Below are 15,048 nucleotides of genomic sequence, written 5' to 3' on the forward strand. Positions count from 1 at the left end.
GCTCAGCTGATGTCGGTGGCCAGGCGGATCATTCGCACCGACCGGCCCATGTCGAGGACCCGCTCGGCGCCGTCCACGCCCCAGCCGGCCGACTCCAGGAAGCCTCGCACAGCATAGTTGTCGGCGAACACCCAGGTCACGACGGTGCGATAGCCATCGTCACGGAGGTAGTCGATCGTTGCGTTGAGCAGCCGGCTGCCGTGACCGCGCCGGACGTAGTCCGGGTCGATCAGGAAGGTGAGCAGCTCACCGGTGGTGTTGAGGTCGAGGTCGGGATCCTCCGCCGGCGCGTGCGAGGCCAGGCCCGCGAGCTTCTCGGCACCCGCCATCGCCGCCACGGCCTCGATTCCGCCGGGACCGAGCGCGGGGAAGGCGTCCGTGTCGAGGAGGACCTGCTCCACGGCCACCAGCACCCGATGCCGCGGGGTGGGGGGGAAGGAGATCGCCTCGTCCCACTGTCGTTGCCACATGCTCTCGGCTGCCGGGCCGGTCATCTGCTCGAGCGGTCCCTCGGGAAGGAACTCCCGGTAGCCGAATTTCCACGCGCGGATCTGGGTGCCCGTCACCGCGGCGACATCCTCGCGCCGAGCCGCCCGCACGCCTACGTCTGCCATCTCGGCCCGCTCCTTCTCTGCCGTCTGCCGTCGCCTCTAAGCACTGCCTCGTGGATCACGTGCCACGCGAGCGGGCATCAGGCGGGTGGATCTGTGAGGCAGGCTCTTACACCGTATCGGGGAATCCGACTCACGGATGACGTCAACCTGTCTCTGCTTGTCGTCGTGCCCGATATGCCCTTGTCTTGGTGCGGTTGCCACAGACCCTCATCGAACACCACGAGCGCGAACGATTCTTCGACGAGTCGATGAACGCCCACTGACAGGTGCTCTCCGTGCAGACCTTCAGCCTCGGCCACATACCGTCCGCGCGCACGCTCATCACGGCGGCCGCGATCCTCGCCAGGCCGCCGGGAACCCCTGTCTCGACGGGCTCGAGAACCGGCCCGTCGGCCGTCAGGACGACCCGCAGGGGAAACGCGGGGAACGTGTGGGGCGACTCCGGCTCGTGATCGTGGTCGTGGTTGTGGCGGAGCGCCACGCGCAAGGTCTCCCGGAGGCCGACGGCCACGGTGAGGTCCTCGTCGCGGGCCGTGTCGTCCGGCCCGATCAGGTCCCGCTTGTGGAGCCACGCGGCCAGCGCGGCGGGGGAGGGCACGGTGTCGCTGTCGCTCTCGACGTCATAGGTGTTCACGAAGTCGCACACCAGGTCGGAGGGATTGGTCATGGATAACTCACCTCTTCGCAACCACTGTACGCCAATAGGGGGTTGTATTCGATGCGACACCTGCATAGCGTTTTAAGCGGTGTCTAATTGGAGGTTGTCATGTGGTATCTGGCCTATCTCGCGCTCCAGCAGAGTCAGAGGCGGGATCCGTACCGAAGAAAGAATCATGATCGCGAGGATGTGGCGCGGCTGGACGAGGGCCGAGGGCGTCGTCCCGCCTGATCCGGATCCCCGGGCGGTCAGGGGGCGTCCAGGGCCGTCGCCAGCCGTCTGACCCCCTCGACGAGTTCCGCCACGTGAACGGCCGCCGAGTGGGTCACCCGGATCCGGGGGCCCGGCGGCTCCGCCGAGTAGTAGATGCGCCCGGAGCTCACCAGCGCGCCTGCCCGGCGGGCCGCCTCCACCACGGTCTCCTCGTCCCGGTCGGACGGGAGCCGTACCCACATGTGCAGGCCGCCGCGGGGGACGAGGTGGATCTCGGCGGCGGGCATCTGGGCGGTCAGGGCGGCGGCGAGGGTGTCCCTGCGGATGGTGAGCTCGGTGCTCAGCGCGGACAGGTGACGCCGCCAGGCGGGTGAGCTGACGAACTCCAGTGCCGTCTCCTGGAGCGGTCTGGCGACGAAGAACGACTCCACGACCTGGGCGGCCCGCAGCCGCCGCGCCGCGGGGCCCCGGGCGAGGACCCCGGCGACCCGCATGCTGGGCGACAGGACCTTGGTGAGGGAGTTGATGTGCACGACCGTGCCGTGGGCGTCCAGCGCGATCATCGGCGGCGGGGTGGGGGCCGCCGTGAAATACCGGGCGTAGTCGTCCTCGACGACAAACGCCCCCGCCGCGCGGGCGATGTCCAGCACCTGCCTGCGCCGCTCCAGGGTGAGGGTGGCGCCGGTGGGGTTGTGCAGGGTCGGCTGGCAGAAGAAGACCCGCGCGCCCGTGACGGCGAACGCCTCCGCGAGCAGCTCCGGTATCACCCCGTCGCGATCCATCGGCACGGCCGTCGCACGGAGCCCGGCGGCACGGGCGGCGGCGAGGGCGCCCGGATAGGTGGGGATCTCGACGAGAACGGGGGTCCCGGGGGCGGCGAGGGCACGGAAGGCGTGGGTGAGGGCGGACTGGCCGCCGCTGACGATGAGGGCGTCCGACGGGGTGACGTCGCCGCCGACCTCCTGGGAGAACCACCGCCGGAGCCCGGAGACGCCGGTCAGCGGAGGCAGCTCCCAGACGTCGGGTCGGCGGAGCGCGCGGGAGGCGGCGGCGGAGAGGGCCTTGGCGGGACGCAGAGCCGGGTTGAGATAGCCGCCGGTGAGCGGGATGACGCCGTCCGGCGGGGGAGTGAGCAGACCGCTCACCCCGGTGTCGTCCACCATCCGGTCGCCGAGCGCCACGGTCTGCCAGGACATGTCCACCGTGTCACCGGCTCGCATGACGGGGGGAGCCACGTAGGCCCCGCTGCCGGGTTTCGTGATCACCCGCCCCTCCGCGGCGAGCCGGCCGAGCGCTCGCGACACGGTCACGGGGCTCACGTTGTGTAGCCGTACCAGCTCCCGGCTCGACGGTAACCTGTCGCCGGGCCGTAGCTGTTGCATCTCTTCTCGCAGCATGGCGGCCAAACGGACAATACTGCTATCGTCATTCATGAAGGGCAAGAATAGCGCTATCGTGACAAATCCAGTAGCGGTCGAGGCGCGCGGCACCTCCTCGACGGCTGTCTCCCCGGGCTCCCCCGGCTCCCCGGAGAGGGGACCTCGGGGATCGGGTCCGAGGGGATCGGCGCCTCTGAGCGCGGCGTGGCGGGGGACCCTGCTCGCCGGTCTGGGGGTGCTGTCGTTCTCGGGGTCGTTCCCCGCGGCGGTCTTCGCGATGGAGGGATTCGACCCCTATCTCGTGGCGATCGGGCGGGCCGCCGTGGCCGCCGTCGCCGCGGTGGCGTTCCTCCTCGTCGCCAGGGTGCCGCTGCTGCCGCCCAGGTCCCAGCTGCGGCCCTATCTCGCCATCGTGGCCGGTGTCGTCTTCGGATTCCCGGTGTTCAGCGGGCTGGCCCTCCACGCGGGCGCCAGCACCTCCCACGCCGCCGTGGTGATCGGGTTGCTGCCCGCCGCCACCGCGGCCTTCGCCGTACTGCGGGCGGGAGAACGGCCGAAGCCGCTGTTCTGGGTGGCCTGCGGCCTCGGAGCCGTGGCGATCACGGCTTTCACCCTGAGCATGGGCGGCGGTCATGTCACCGGAGCCGACCTGCTGCTCGTCGGCGCCCTGCTGTCGGCCGCCGTCGGCTACACCGAGGGGGGCCGTCTCGCCCGGGAGACCTCCGGCTGGCGGGTGATCTCCCATGCCCTCGTCCTCGCCGCCCCGCTGACCGTCCCGATCACGGCGGTGCTGATGCTGACCACCGACATGCGGCCCAGTGCGGTCTCGCTGGCCGGATTCGCCTACGCCGGCCTCATCTCGATGTTCCTCGGCTTCATCCCCTGGTACGCCGGCCTGGCCGCGGGCGGGATCGCCCGAGCGGGGCAGACCCAGCTCGCCCAGCCGCTGCTGACCCTGCTGTGGGCCTGGCTCCTGCTCAATGAGGGGTTCGGTCTGGCCACGATCGGGGCGGCGCTGGCCGTACTGGCGTGTGTCGCCATGACGCAGCGGGCACGCTCTTGAAAGATGTGACATTCAGGCACAGGATGTGAGCTGTAGCTGTCACAAAAGGGGTGAAGTCATGGCGGACCTGACGATTCCGGAGGGCGGGTTCTGGCCCGCTCCCGAGATCCCACAGCCGAACATCTACCCGATGGAGTGGCGGGTCGAGACCGAGAAACTCGCGGCCATCTACGAGAAGTCCAAGCGCGTGGTGTGGAACCCCGCCGATCTGCCCTGGGACGATCTCGACCCGAACGACTTCACCGTCGAACAGCGCCTGGGGATCATGTACTGGTTCTCCGTGCTCGCCAACTTCGACGCCTCGGGGCCGGCCGTGTTCGCCCGGGCCACCATCCAGGCGTTCGAGAAGCACGAGGAGGATCCGGTCCGCAAGTGCTTCTTCTCGATCACGCGTGACGAGATGAACCACGAGGAGTGCTGCCAGCGCAGCATCGCCAAACTGTGGCCGGGCGGGCCGCTCAACTGGACCCCGGTCACCGACCTGGAGAAGGCCGCCCACAACAACATCGGCTGGCTCTATCACAACGGCGGCCGCTACTGGACGGGCTACAGCAGCGCGGTCGGCAAATACAGCCTGCCGGTGCTGTTCACCAGCTTCATGATGGGGGAGATGGCCGCCTCCACCCTGTTCCGGGGCATGGCCACCGGCGCCCAGCACCCGGTCTTTCAGGACATGTTCCAGCGCATCGGCCGTGACGAGTCCCGTCACCTCCAGATCTGCATGACCATCCTGGAGAACGAGTGGCCGGGGCTCACCGACGACACCCGCTCGCTGATCACGCGCCAGCTCCGCGCCGGTTTCGTCTTCCTCTCGATGATCCTCTGGGAGCCTCCGGGCGGCTTCTGGGAGCTTCCGCCGTACTTCCTGCACAACCACCGGGTCCTGATGGACCACGCCCGCGACGCGGGCCTGGGCGTGCTCTCCTACGAGGATCAGGCCGACAACTGGCGCGTGGCCATGGCCAAGATCCGCGTCATCGTGGAGCGCTGGGGCATCGAGTTCCCGGCCATCCCCGAACTCGACATCGAGGGCGTCGAGGTCGGCTTCCTTGACCCCGAGGACATCATTCCGGTCTTTTAGATCTTCGGAGGGCGCCGGACCCGCTCGTCGAGTACGGCCGGCGGGAGCCGGAGAAGTGAGGACAGTGTTCACCATCGGGGGTGGCACCGCCGCGTCGGCGCGGCGGTGGAGCTATGCCGTCCTGGTCTTCATGACCCTGGCGGCGGGTGCGATGGACGCGGTCGCCTTTCTGGCGCTCGGCGGTGTCTTCACCGCGAACATGACCGGAAATCTGATCCTCGTCGCTCTTGCCGGCGGAGAGGACTGGGAGGTCCGGGCGCTCCGCGCGGGGCTCGCGTGCGTGGTCTTCGCGGTCGGGCTCTACGCCGGTTTCAGGATGCCCGCCCTCGGGCGGGGGGGCGAGCGGTGGCCGCTGGCCGTCACCCATCTGCTCTGGGCCGACCTCGCGCTGCAGACCGCCTTCCTCATCGGCTGGATACTCTGCGAGACCGCACCCGGAACGCTCCTGACGCTCGTGTTCATCGCGATGGCGTCCTGCGCCATGGGCATCCAGGCGGCGGCGGCCCACCGCGTCAGCATCGCCGGCATCACCACCACCTTCGTCACCGGCACTCTCACCGCCCTGACCGAGTCGCTGGTGTCGCGCAACGGCGATGTCGCGCATCGCGCCGTCATCGTCCTGGCCCTCGTCTGCGGCGCGCTCTGCGCGTCCCTGCTGCTGCACTTCGCGCGGGTCTGGGCGGCCGTGGTCCCGCTGGTGTTCATGTTCGCCGCACTCATGATCGTCATGACGCGCCTGCATACGCGAAAACCGAGCCTTGGCAGAGGGTAAATGATTTTCTTCCGTCCGGCCCGATGTTCTCCGGGCAACTCGTCGGGGAGCCGGCCGTCGGCGGAGACTCGGCCGACAAACAGGGGCGGAGAACCGATCGCTGCCCCTATTGTCGCAAAGTACCGGAGCAGACGGCCGGAGATCTCCGGTGACGCGGGTCAGTGGCGCAGGGAGGACATGTCATGGGCGGAAGCCTTGCGGTTGGAGATGTGGTCGAGGATTTCGAGCTTCTCGACGAGACGGGGACACCGCGGCTGCTCAGCGAGTTTCTGGCCAAGGGGCCGGTGGTGCTGTTCTTCTATCCGGCGGCCATGACGTCGGGATGTACGGCGGAGAGCTGTCACTTCCGGGATCTGGCGGCCGAGTTCGCCGCCGTGGGTGCGACCAGGATCGGGATCAGCCGTGACGCGGTGGACCGGCAGGCAAAGTTTTCAACGGTCAACCAACTGGGATACCCGCTGCTGTCCGACCCGGAAGGCAGCGTGGCCCGGCAGTTCGGTGCCCGCCGCAACATCGCGGTGGGACCGTTCCTCACCCGCCGGATGACCTTTGTCATTGACTCGGACCACCGTCTCCTTGAAATAATCCACAGTGAGGGCCACCCGGAGGCCCACGCGGACAGGGCCCTGGAAGTCCTGCGATCGCGGGCGGGGACATGACCGGCTAGAGAGGCCCTCGCCGCGTCTACCTGCGGAGACGTCATTCTGTTCTGCTCAACAGAACATAACGCAATGATGTTTTATTCTCAGAAACATGGATCTAACGTCGATCTCATTGACGGTTGACTTCGCATCTCAGGGTGGCGGTCCCGGCTTTCAATGTGGAGACGACAATGACGATCACGCAGCACGGACGCGAGCAGAAACAGCTCAACAAGCTGTATGAGGATTTCGACGCTATGGGCCTGATTCCGCTGTGGACTATACGAGACAACTTGATGCCCATGTCCCCGTGTCCACAGGCATTGCCCCACCTGTGGCGGTGGGCGGACCTGTTGCCGCTCGCGAAGCGTTCGGGGGAGTTGGTGCCGGTCGGGCACGGCTGTGCGCGGCGCGCGATCGCGCTGTCCAACCCCGGACTGCCGGGCCTGCCGTACGCGACCCCGAACCTCTGGGCGGCGATCCACTACCTCGCCCCCCACGAGGTCGCTCCCGCCCACCGGCACAGTCAGAGCGCGTTCCGCTTTGTCATCGAGGGTGAGAGCGTCTGGACGAACGTGGACGGCGACGCGGTGGCGATGCGGCGCGGTGACCTGCTGCTCGCTCCCAGCTGGACCTACCACGAGCACCACAACACCACCGACCGTCCGATGACCTGGATCGACGGGCTCGACATTCCCCTGGTGAGCAGGCTGGACGCGAGCTTCTTCGAGTTCGGCCTCGACACCCTGGGCACCTGCGAGACCCCGAAGCGCTCGCGGGGTGAGCGCCTGTGGGGGCATCCGGGACTGCGTCCGATCGGCCAGCCGGATCGGTCCAACTCTCCGCTGATGGCCTACCGCTGGGAGCACACCGACGCGGCACTGGCGGCCCAGCTGGAGTTGGAGGCCGAAGGCGCCTCCTCCGTCATCGAGCCCGGTCACGCCGGAGTCCGTTTCTCCAATCCCAGCACCGGAAAGGACTCGCTGGTCACCATCCGTACCGAGATGCACCGGCTGCGGGAGGGCACCCGGACCGCTCCGGTCAAGACCGTCGGCTCGGCCGTCTGGCAGGTGTTCGAGGGTACGGGCGTCGCCACCGTCGGCGACCGGCGGTTCGAGCTCTCCAGGGGCGACCTGTTCGTGGTGCCCTCCTGGGATGAGCTGGTGCTGGAGGCCGGCGACCGCCTGGATCTCTTCCGCTTCAGCGACGAGCCCGTCTACGAGGCACTCGGCCTGGCCGACACCTACCGTGGAAGGTCCGCCTAGCGCCCGTTCCGGGTTCGGATCATGGGAAGGCCCCCTTCGCCGTCGGTCAGGTCGCCACGGGTCGGGTGACCGGTCCATCGCACCCGCCCGGCGGCCCCGCCTCAGTCCGCCGGGACCCATCGGAAGTCGTCCGCGGGATCCCGGGCCGGGGCGAACCAGCGCAGGTAGGGGTCGGCCAGGCCGAGCAACCGATCATGGTGGTGATCGGCACCGCGCAGGCTGGCTCCGACCAGGTACAGGGAGTTGCGCCGGGCGAGGGGGCCGCGCAGGGCGGCGACGTCGAGTGCGGTGGTCGCCAGCAGGCCGGGCGCCTCCGCGAAGACCCATGCCACCGGGCGCAGGCGGGCGGCTTCGTGGAGCTGGGCGACGAAGGCGGCACGAGCCTGGGTGGTGAGGTAGCTGAGCAGCGACGCGGTGAACACGACCACCGGCTCGCGGCCCGGAAGCTCGCCGAGTATCCGGGCGGTGTCCGTGGTCGCGTCGCCCGTCACCACACTCGCGGCCGAGGTGGAGGCCGCGAGGTCGATGGCGCCCCGCAGAGTCGCGAGCTCCCCGGTCTGCTCGGGCCAGATGAACGCCTCCAGCCAGGCTCGGGCGTCGAGGTCGGACAGGTCGATCGGATGCCGGTCGATGCCGAGTCGCCGGGTGATCCTCGGCGGCGTCCCGAGGAGGCCGGCGCCGGATGAGCCCCGGACCTCGCAGGACACGACGACCGGGGAAGCGCCGGTCCCGGTCGTCGCTTCGCCGTCGAGACGGTAGTCGTAGTGGTCGAACAGCAGGTTGAGCCCGGCGCTGGCGCCGAGTTCGACGAAGGCGACGGGACCCGGCCAATGGCGGTGGACGTGTTCGACGCCGAGACGCAGGGCGACGCATCGGCGGATCTCGTTGGTCTGGGTGGATCGCCGCGCCAGAAGGCGAGCCAGCTCGTCGTGATGCCGGTCGCAGAAGGCGGAGAACGTCGGCACCAGGTGGTCGTCGACCGCTCGGCGCCCACCGTGGATCGGGTAGTAGGCAGCCAACTCCGAGTCTCGGCGTGACGCGAGAAGCAGGTTCACCGCGGCGAACAGGAGACTGGGGCGGCGCTGCTCCTCCGGTGTGTCGAGAAGAAGAGCGAGAAGGCCGTCGTCACCCGCCACGCCTTCACTGAGGGTCTCGTACACCGGGGAGCGACCGGCCCCCTGTGTCGCACCGAAGAATCGGAACAGCCGCCGGAGCCGTTCGGCTTCGGCCGCTCTCCCAGGCCGCTCGTGTCGCGTCCCGGTCATCGCGTGCTCCCTGCCGGCGCGGGGACTCACTCGGTGGAAGCCTGATCGCCGGCACTCGGTCGGCCTCGCGTCACAACAGCGTTCTACCATCCCGAGCGCTCCCGAGGCCGATCGCCCCAATGTGATCACGACTCCGGGACAGGCCCTGGCACCCCGCTCACTCCAGCTCGGCGAGGAACGCGTGCAACGCCCGGTGATAGGGCTCGACGGTGGTGAGGTCGGCGTACTCGTCGGGGCCGTGCTGGCCGTCGCCGCCGATGCCGAAGATGACGGCGTCGATGCCGCGCTGGTAGTAGAACCGCCCGTCGGCCGAGCCGTGCTTGCGCAACAGGTCGCCGGAGAACCCCTGGTCGCGGGCGGCCCGCTGGAGGGCGAGCACCTCGCGGCTGTCGTGGCCGGCGTGGTGCGGCGGGTCGATCCGGCCCACCGTGACGGTGACGCCGGGTTCGCAGAAGGCCGCCAGGTACGCGGCCGCCTCCTCGGTGGTCCTGCCGTCGAAGTCGGCGTCACCCGGCGGGAAGCGGATGTCGAGCCATGCCTCGGCCAGGGCGGGGATCTGGTTGTGCGCCCGGTTGGGGGTCTCGACCCTGGCGACGTTGACGGTGGTCCGCCAGGTCTCCTCGGCCGGGTCGGGGTACCTCGCCAGCACCTTGTCGACCGTGCGCAGCAGCTTCGTCAGGGCGTTGTCGCCCAGCCACGGGTACGCGCCGTGCGCGGAGCGCCCCTCGGCCCGCAGATCGGCCGCGGCCACCCCCTTGGAGTCGGTGACCACGCGCAGCCCGCTCTGCTCCCCGATGACGGCGAAGTCGCCCTCCACCCCGCGTTCGAGCTGGTGCAGGGTGCCGTCACGGCCGCCCACCTCCTCGTCGGTGACCAGTTGCAGCCCCAGCGGGTACGGCAGGCGCCCGGCGGCCTCGCGGAACACCTGCGCCATCACCAGCCCCGACACCTTCATGTCCTGGGCGCCGCGGGCGAAGAGCCGGTCGCTCTCGATCCGCGGCCGGAACTGCCGCTCGGGCGCCGGCACCACGTCGAGGTGGGCGTTGAGGATCATCCGGAAGCGCGGCCGTACGGCACCGCGGTAGACGAGCGCGCTGGGCTTGCCGCCGGACTCGAACCGCTCGACGGTGAACCCCTCCCCGACGAACGCCAGAACCATCTCAAGGGCCTCACGCAACCGCTCCGGCCGCTCAGCGGTCGACGGCACCGCCAGCAGTTCTCGCGCGGTCACCAGGAATGATCGGAGTTCCATACCCCAAGCCTTTACCACGACGGGCCCGGACGCACCCCGGGCGCGGGGCCCCGCCGGAAAGCGGGGCCCCGCGCCCGCGCCGCGAACCTCGGCCTCACTCGCCCAGGGCCAGCCGGGCATGCTCTGTCGTGCGCCGCAGTTCGGCCACCAGGCCGGGAATCCGGTCCTTGGTGAAGCGCACCGAGGGCACGGCGATCACAATCGCCGCGACCGGCTCTCCCGTCGCGTCGAGCACGCACCGGCCGATGGCGCTCACTCCGCTCTCGGTCTCCTCGAGGTTGAATCCGTAGCCACGCTCGCGAATCGCGTCCAGCTCTCTCACGAACCGGTGGAACTGCACGAGAGACAGCTTCTCCTCCCCGCAGGCCGGCGCTGTCGTCGTACGCGCCGTCGTGTCCTCGGTGAGGTCTCCAACGGGCCGCGTGAGCGCTTCCGCGCCACCCTCGAGGTACAGGTTCGCGAGTTCCTCGCGGTCGAGCTCGGCGAGCAGGGCCTTGCCGCCGGATGACAGCGCGGCGGGCAGGATGGTTCCTCGCCGATCACCGATGTGAAGCGTCTGCGTGCTCTCGACGCTGGCAAGGAACCTGGTCTGCGTGCCGACCCGGACCATGAGGTTCACGGTCTCGCCGATGCGGTCGCAGAGCACGTCCATGGACGGCAGCAGTGCTCGCCGGAGGCGCTGGGCGGCGGACCCGCCGACGAGGTGGGCCGACAGACCCGGTCCCGGAACGTAGCAGCGATGTTCGTCCTGCCTGGCGAAATCACGGTAAACCAGCATGGCCAATAGCCGATGGGCCGTGGAGGGGGCGATTCCAAGGTCCTCCGCCGCCTGGCGGACACGGAGCCTTCCCTGGTCACGCAGCATCTGTACCAGGAGCAGAGCGTTGTCAACCGAGTCGAGAGCGTAGGAAGGCTTGTTCTTCATTACAGAACATTCTATTTCTCTCAGAAAAAGCTTTTCTAAAGTCGGCCCCATGCGGTCGGCAACCGACCTTTCGAAGAACAAGGCCGGGTCACGGAACCGAAAGGAAGGCAATCGGAAGGCCGACGGCCTTCCACCACGGGTCCACCGGTCAGGTGATCATGTGGCCGGCCGGGACCGTGCCTCGGTGGCGGCACCGTCGGAAATGATCACGTTTTCATCGGCGAAGAGGAAGGCGCCGTGGGTCTCCGGGACCAGGGCGAGCCCGATGAGGGAGATGAGGATCAGCGCGGAGACGGCGGTCGCCGCCAGCGAGAGACTGCCGCCGAACCACTGGGTCGCGATCACCCCGGTGGCCAGGGGTCCGGCCGCGGTGAGCAACCGCCCGATGCTGTTGGTCACCGCTATCGCGGAGGCTCGCACCCCGGGGCCGAACAGTTCGGCGAAGTAGATCGAGTTGCCGGAGAGCATCCCGAAGACACCGAACCCGACGACCGGGAGCAGCCACAGGTACGTCGCGTACGTGTGGACGAAGGGGTAGAGCAGGCCGACGCTGAGAACGGCCAGTGCGAGGCTCATCAGATACGTTCGCCTACGGCCGATCTTGTCGGCGATGAACCCCCAGCTCGCGTAGCCCAGCACCCCGCCGAGATTGAGCATCGCCGTCGCCTGCGACACGTATCCGATCGCGGCGGGGCCCGTGACGCCCTCGCCGGTGACCACCGTACGGACGATCTGCGGGGTCCAGGCGGTGACGTTCCAGAAGGCGAACAGCGCGCCGGCGGCGATGACCGTGCAGGGCAGGGTCCGCCCCAGCAGGGGCGGGGTGAACAGCCGGACCAGCACGAACCGGTCCGAGGCCTTCTTGGCGGCACCCGCCTCACGCTCCCGTTTACGCCTGGCCCGCTCGGCCCTGACCTCGACCATGGACTCTGGCTCGTGCACGTAACGCCGGATGAACAGGACCAGCAGGGCGGGGACCAACCCGGCGGCCAGCGTGGGCCGCCAGCCGAAGCCGCCGATGAAGTTGTAGACGACGGACGCGAGGAAGAAGCCGAGAGCGAGACCGGACATCATGATTCCGGTGGCCTTGGCGCGATGGCGGTTGTTCCACGCCTCGGCGACCAGCGCCGCGCCGACGGGAAGCTCCACGCCCGAGCCGACCCCGGCGAGGAACCGCAGCGCGGCGAACTGCCAGTACACGGCGGCCAGCGTGGCGAGCGCGGTGAACACGGAGTAGGTCAGCACCCCGACGATCAGCACCCGGACCCGTCCGATGTAGTCGGCCAGCGTGCCGAAGAACACCGCCCCCAGAGCCCAGCCGACGAGAAAAACGGTGACGGCGAGACCGCTGTAGAAGGAGGTCTGCGCGGGGGTCGGATCGCCGATGCCCGAGTTGACGAGGAGATCGGCCGTGGCCGGGCCGGCGACGAGGGTGAACAGGCTCGAGTCGAAGCCGTCGAGGGCCCACCCCGTCGTCGTCGCGAACAGCACGACCCACTGGTAACGGGTGATCTCTTGGCGCCAGGGGGGCGCACCGGTGGGAACCGCAGCCATCCCGGAGACCCCTCCTACGAAGCCGGCCGGGGGATGCCGGCCTCGGCGCGCCGCAGCGATCCCACGACAAGCCGGTCGATACTGAGCTCCAGAGCCTGGTCCTCATCGAGGGATCGGCAGGCGAGCAGTATCTCCCTGATTTCCACGTGCACGCGCGGGTGACGTCCGCGCAACGTGACGACGCGCTCGTCGACGTCCTTGACCAGTGCCTCGGATCCATCGACCACGCCGTTGAGCAGGCCGAGTTCGAGCGCTCGGGCCGCGGTGACGGGCTCGCCGGTGGCGGTCAGCCAGAAGGCCTGCCTCTCGCCCACGATACGGGGAAGCCAGGCCAGGACCAGGGCGGGGGCGAGCCCGATGCCCACCTCCGGAAACGAGAACCGGGCATCCGCGACGGCCACCGACACGTCGCAGGCCGCCAGCAGCCCGACACCGAAGCCGGCCGCGTCGCCTCCCACCTCCGCGACCGTCACCAGCCGCGTCCGCCGCAGGGCGCGGTGCACGCTCACCAGCACCTTCGCCTCCTGCCGCAGCTCGCCGGGCGTCGAACCGGCCCGCTCGCGGCCCAGGCAGAACGCCTTCCCCGTAGCCCGCAACCGCAGCACGTGTGCTCCGTCCGGTGGCTGCCGCAGGAGCCGGACGAGTTCCTCGCAGAGTTCGACGGTCAGGAGATTGCCGGGAGGCCTGTCCAGTTCGGCGACGAGGACGCCGTCGACCGGGGCCGACACGGTGAGGCCGGCCATCAGTTGAGCCTGTCCGTGTCCACGTCGCCGTACCAGTCGACGTCGCTGTCGGCTGTCCGGACGGTCACCACGCGGACATTCGTGAAGTCGTCGAAGGACTCCCAGCCGCCTTCCCTGCCGATGCCGCTCTCTCCCACGCCGCCCCACGGCGAGGACGGATCGAGCCGGTGATGGTCGTTGACCCACACCATGCCCGTCTCGAGCCGTCCGGCCACCCGGTGCGCCCGCGCGACATCACGCGTCCAGATCCCCGAGCCCAGCCCGAACGGCGAGTCGTTGGCCAGCGACACGGCCTCGTCCTCGTCCTCGAAGGGGATGACGACCACCACGGGGCCGAAGATCTCCTCGCGCGCGACGCGCATGTCGTTGGTCACGTCGGCGAGCACGGTCGGTTCGACAAAAAAGCCGCCGGGCAGTCCCGGCACATGGGCGGCGTGACCGCCCGTGGCCAGCCTCGCGCCCTCGTCGAGGCCGATGCGTACGTAGTCGAGGATCCGCGCCTGCGCGCGCGCCGAGATGACGGGGCCGAGCTGGGTGGACGCCAGGGCCGGATCCCCGATGCGGACCGAAGCGGCGATCTTCGAGAGGGACTTGATGAAATCGTCGTAGATGCGGCGCTGAACGAGCAGCCGGCTGCCGGCGATACAGGTCTGACCGGCCCCGATGAATCCGCCGAAAGCGGCCCCCCGGGCGGCGGCCTCGACGGACATGTCGTCGAACACGAGGACCGGGGTCTTGCCGCCGAGTTCGAGGGTCGCCTTGGCGAATCGCTTCGCGGCGGCGAGCGCGATCGCCCGGCCGGGCTCCGTACCGCCCGTGAAGACGACCTTCTTGACCAGGGGGTGTTCGGTCAGCGCGGCGCCCGCGGTCGGCCCCAGACCGGGGACCACGTTGAGCACGCCGGCCGGGATGCCGGCGTCGTCGGCGATCTCACCGAGCAGGAGGGCGGTCAGCGGCGTCTGCTCGGACGGCTTGAGAACCACGGTGTTGCCGGTTGCGAGCGCCGGGGCCAGGCTCTTCGAGGCGATCATCATCGGATGGTTGAAGGACGACAGGATCCCCACCACACCGAGCGGGAACCGGTTGGTGTACGCGTGGTAGTCACCGCGCAGCGGCACGACCGCGCCTCGATCGGCGAGGAGCAGCGCCGCGTTGTAGCGGTACCACTCGGGAAGCCGGGTGATCTGGGCCTTCGTCTCGGTGATCGGCCGCCCGTTGTTCGTCGTCTCCAGGCGGTACAGATCGGCCATCCGGGCCTCGATGCCGTCCGCGAAGCGGTTGATCAGGCGCGCCCGGTCATGGATGGGGAGGTCTCGCCACACGTCCGACTGGAATGTCTCATGGGCTACCCGGACGGCCCGATCGATGTCCTGCTCGCCGGCACCGGAGACCTGGGCGAAAACCTCGCCGGTCGCCGGGTTCGTGACATCGATCGGGGCGGCGTGACCCTCGACCACCTGGCCCCCGATACGCAGTCCTGCCGCTAGTCCGCAGGGCAACTCGCTGTTCTCGGTCACGGTCATAAACGATCTTCCTAACCGGTGTTCCTTCCAAACTCGTATACATAGACTGTAAATCGGTATACGGATAGAACGTACCTTGTCGCATTTGATGTGACAAAGA

14 protein-coding genes are annotated in these 15,048 nt (G+C 69.0%); 5 read left to right on the forward strand and 9 right to left on the reverse strand.

Going from position 1 to position 15,048, the window contains the following annotated elements:
• Positions 1 to 2: 2 nt before the first annotated feature.
• From DKM19_RS08495 to DKM19_RS08505, 3 genes are all read right to left on the reverse strand, one after another.
• Positions 3 to 614 carry a GNAT family N-acetyltransferase gene (locus DKM19_RS08495; RefSeq protein WP_089207898.1) on the reverse strand — a complete coding sequence of 204 codons (612 nt, stop codon included), beginning with the start codon at positions 612 to 614 and terminating at the stop codon, positions 3 to 5.
• 142 nt (positions 615 to 756) lie between these two features.
• Entirely contained in the window at positions 757 to 1,281 is a 525-nt protein-coding gene (locus DKM19_RS08500) for a CGNR zinc finger domain-containing protein (RefSeq protein ID WP_110695224.1), read from the reverse strand.
• A 239-nt stretch (positions 1,282 to 1,520) separates the two neighbouring features.
• Positions 1,521 to 2,882: a PLP-dependent aminotransferase family protein gene (locus DKM19_RS08505; RefSeq protein WP_110695225.1), complete on the reverse strand. Its 1,362-nt coding sequence runs from the start codon at positions 2,880 to 2,882 to the stop codon at positions 1,521 to 1,523.
• Positions 2,883 to 2,940: 58 nt separating this feature from the next.
• Here DKM19_RS08505 and DKM19_RS08510 point away from each other — a divergent pair, with 58 nt between their 5' ends.
• The 5 genes from DKM19_RS08510 to DKM19_RS08530 all read left to right on the forward strand — a co-directional run bounded on the left by DKM19_RS08510 (position 2,941) and on the right by DKM19_RS08530 (position 7,686).
• Complete coding sequence (locus DKM19_RS08510; RefSeq protein ID WP_239514151.1) at positions 2,941 to 3,927, forward strand: DMT family transporter; 987 nt, start codon at positions 2,941 to 2,943, stop codon at positions 3,925 to 3,927.
• A 58-nt stretch (positions 3,928 to 3,985) separates the two neighbouring features.
• Positions 3,986 to 5,008 (forward strand): hypothetical protein, encoded by a 1,023-nt coding sequence (locus tag DKM19_RS08515; RefSeq protein WP_110695226.1) that lies wholly within the window; start codon positions 3,986 to 3,988, stop codon positions 5,006 to 5,008.
• 64 nt (positions 5,009 to 5,072) lie between these two features.
• Positions 5,073 to 5,780 carry a YoaK family protein gene (locus DKM19_RS08520; protein ID WP_110695227.1) on the forward strand — a complete coding sequence of 236 codons (708 nt, stop codon included), beginning with the start codon at positions 5,073 to 5,075 and terminating at the stop codon, positions 5,778 to 5,780.
• A 182-nt stretch (positions 5,781 to 5,962) separates the two neighbouring features.
• Positions 5,963 to 6,439: a peroxiredoxin gene (locus DKM19_RS08525; RefSeq protein ID WP_110695228.1), complete on the forward strand. Its 477-nt coding sequence runs from the start codon at positions 5,963 to 5,965 to the stop codon at positions 6,437 to 6,439.
• 278 nt (positions 6,440 to 6,717) lie between these two features.
• Positions 6,718 to 7,686, forward strand: coding sequence for a cupin domain-containing protein (locus tag DKM19_RS08530; RefSeq protein ID WP_239514152.1), 969 nt, complete (start codon positions 6,718 to 6,720; stop codon positions 7,684 to 7,686).
• A 101-nt stretch (positions 7,687 to 7,787) separates the two neighbouring features.
• On the opposite strand, the gene DKM19_RS08535 is transcribed toward DKM19_RS08530, so the two are convergent.
• From DKM19_RS08535 to DKM19_RS08560, 6 genes are all read right to left on the reverse strand, one after another.
• On the reverse strand, positions 7,788 to 8,951 hold the full coding sequence (locus tag DKM19_RS08535; protein WP_162641370.1) for a DUF2332 domain-containing protein: 1,164 nt from the start codon (positions 8,949 to 8,951) through the stop codon (positions 7,788 to 7,790).
• A gap of 157 nt (positions 8,952 to 9,108) precedes the next feature.
• Positions 9,109 to 10,203 carry a M20 family metallopeptidase gene (locus DKM19_RS08540; RefSeq protein ID WP_110695231.1) on the reverse strand — a complete coding sequence of 365 codons (1,095 nt, stop codon included), beginning with the start codon at positions 10,201 to 10,203 and terminating at the stop codon, positions 9,109 to 9,111.
• Positions 10,204 to 10,297: 94 nt separating this feature from the next.
• Positions 10,298 to 11,128 (reverse strand): IclR family transcriptional regulator, encoded by an 831-nt coding sequence (locus tag DKM19_RS08545; protein WP_110695232.1) that lies wholly within the window; start codon positions 11,126 to 11,128, stop codon positions 10,298 to 10,300.
• A 156-nt stretch (positions 11,129 to 11,284) separates the two neighbouring features.
• On the reverse strand, positions 11,285 to 12,682 hold the full coding sequence (locus tag DKM19_RS08550) for an MFS transporter (protein WP_110695233.1): 1,398 nt from the start codon (positions 12,680 to 12,682) through the stop codon (positions 11,285 to 11,287).
• 14 nt (positions 12,683 to 12,696) lie between these two features.
• Complete coding sequence (locus DKM19_RS08555) at positions 12,697 to 13,425, reverse strand: enoyl-CoA hydratase/isomerase family protein (RefSeq protein ID WP_110695234.1); 729 nt, start codon at positions 13,423 to 13,425, stop codon at positions 12,697 to 12,699.
• The gene (locus DKM19_RS08560) at positions 13,425 to 14,948 is read right to left on the reverse strand and encodes an aldehyde dehydrogenase (RefSeq protein ID WP_110695235.1); all 1,524 of its coding nucleotides are present in this window, start codon (positions 14,946 to 14,948) and stop codon (positions 13,425 to 13,427) included. Before DKM19_RS08560 ends, DKM19_RS08555 begins: the two co-directional genes overlap by 1 nt.
• Positions 14,949 to 15,048: the final 100 nt, after the last annotated feature.

It is taken from the genome of Streptosporangium sp. 'caverna' (assembly GCF_003203775.1).
Lineage (GTDB): Bacteria > Actinomycetota > Actinomycetes > Streptosporangiales > Streptosporangiaceae > Streptosporangium > Streptosporangium subroseum.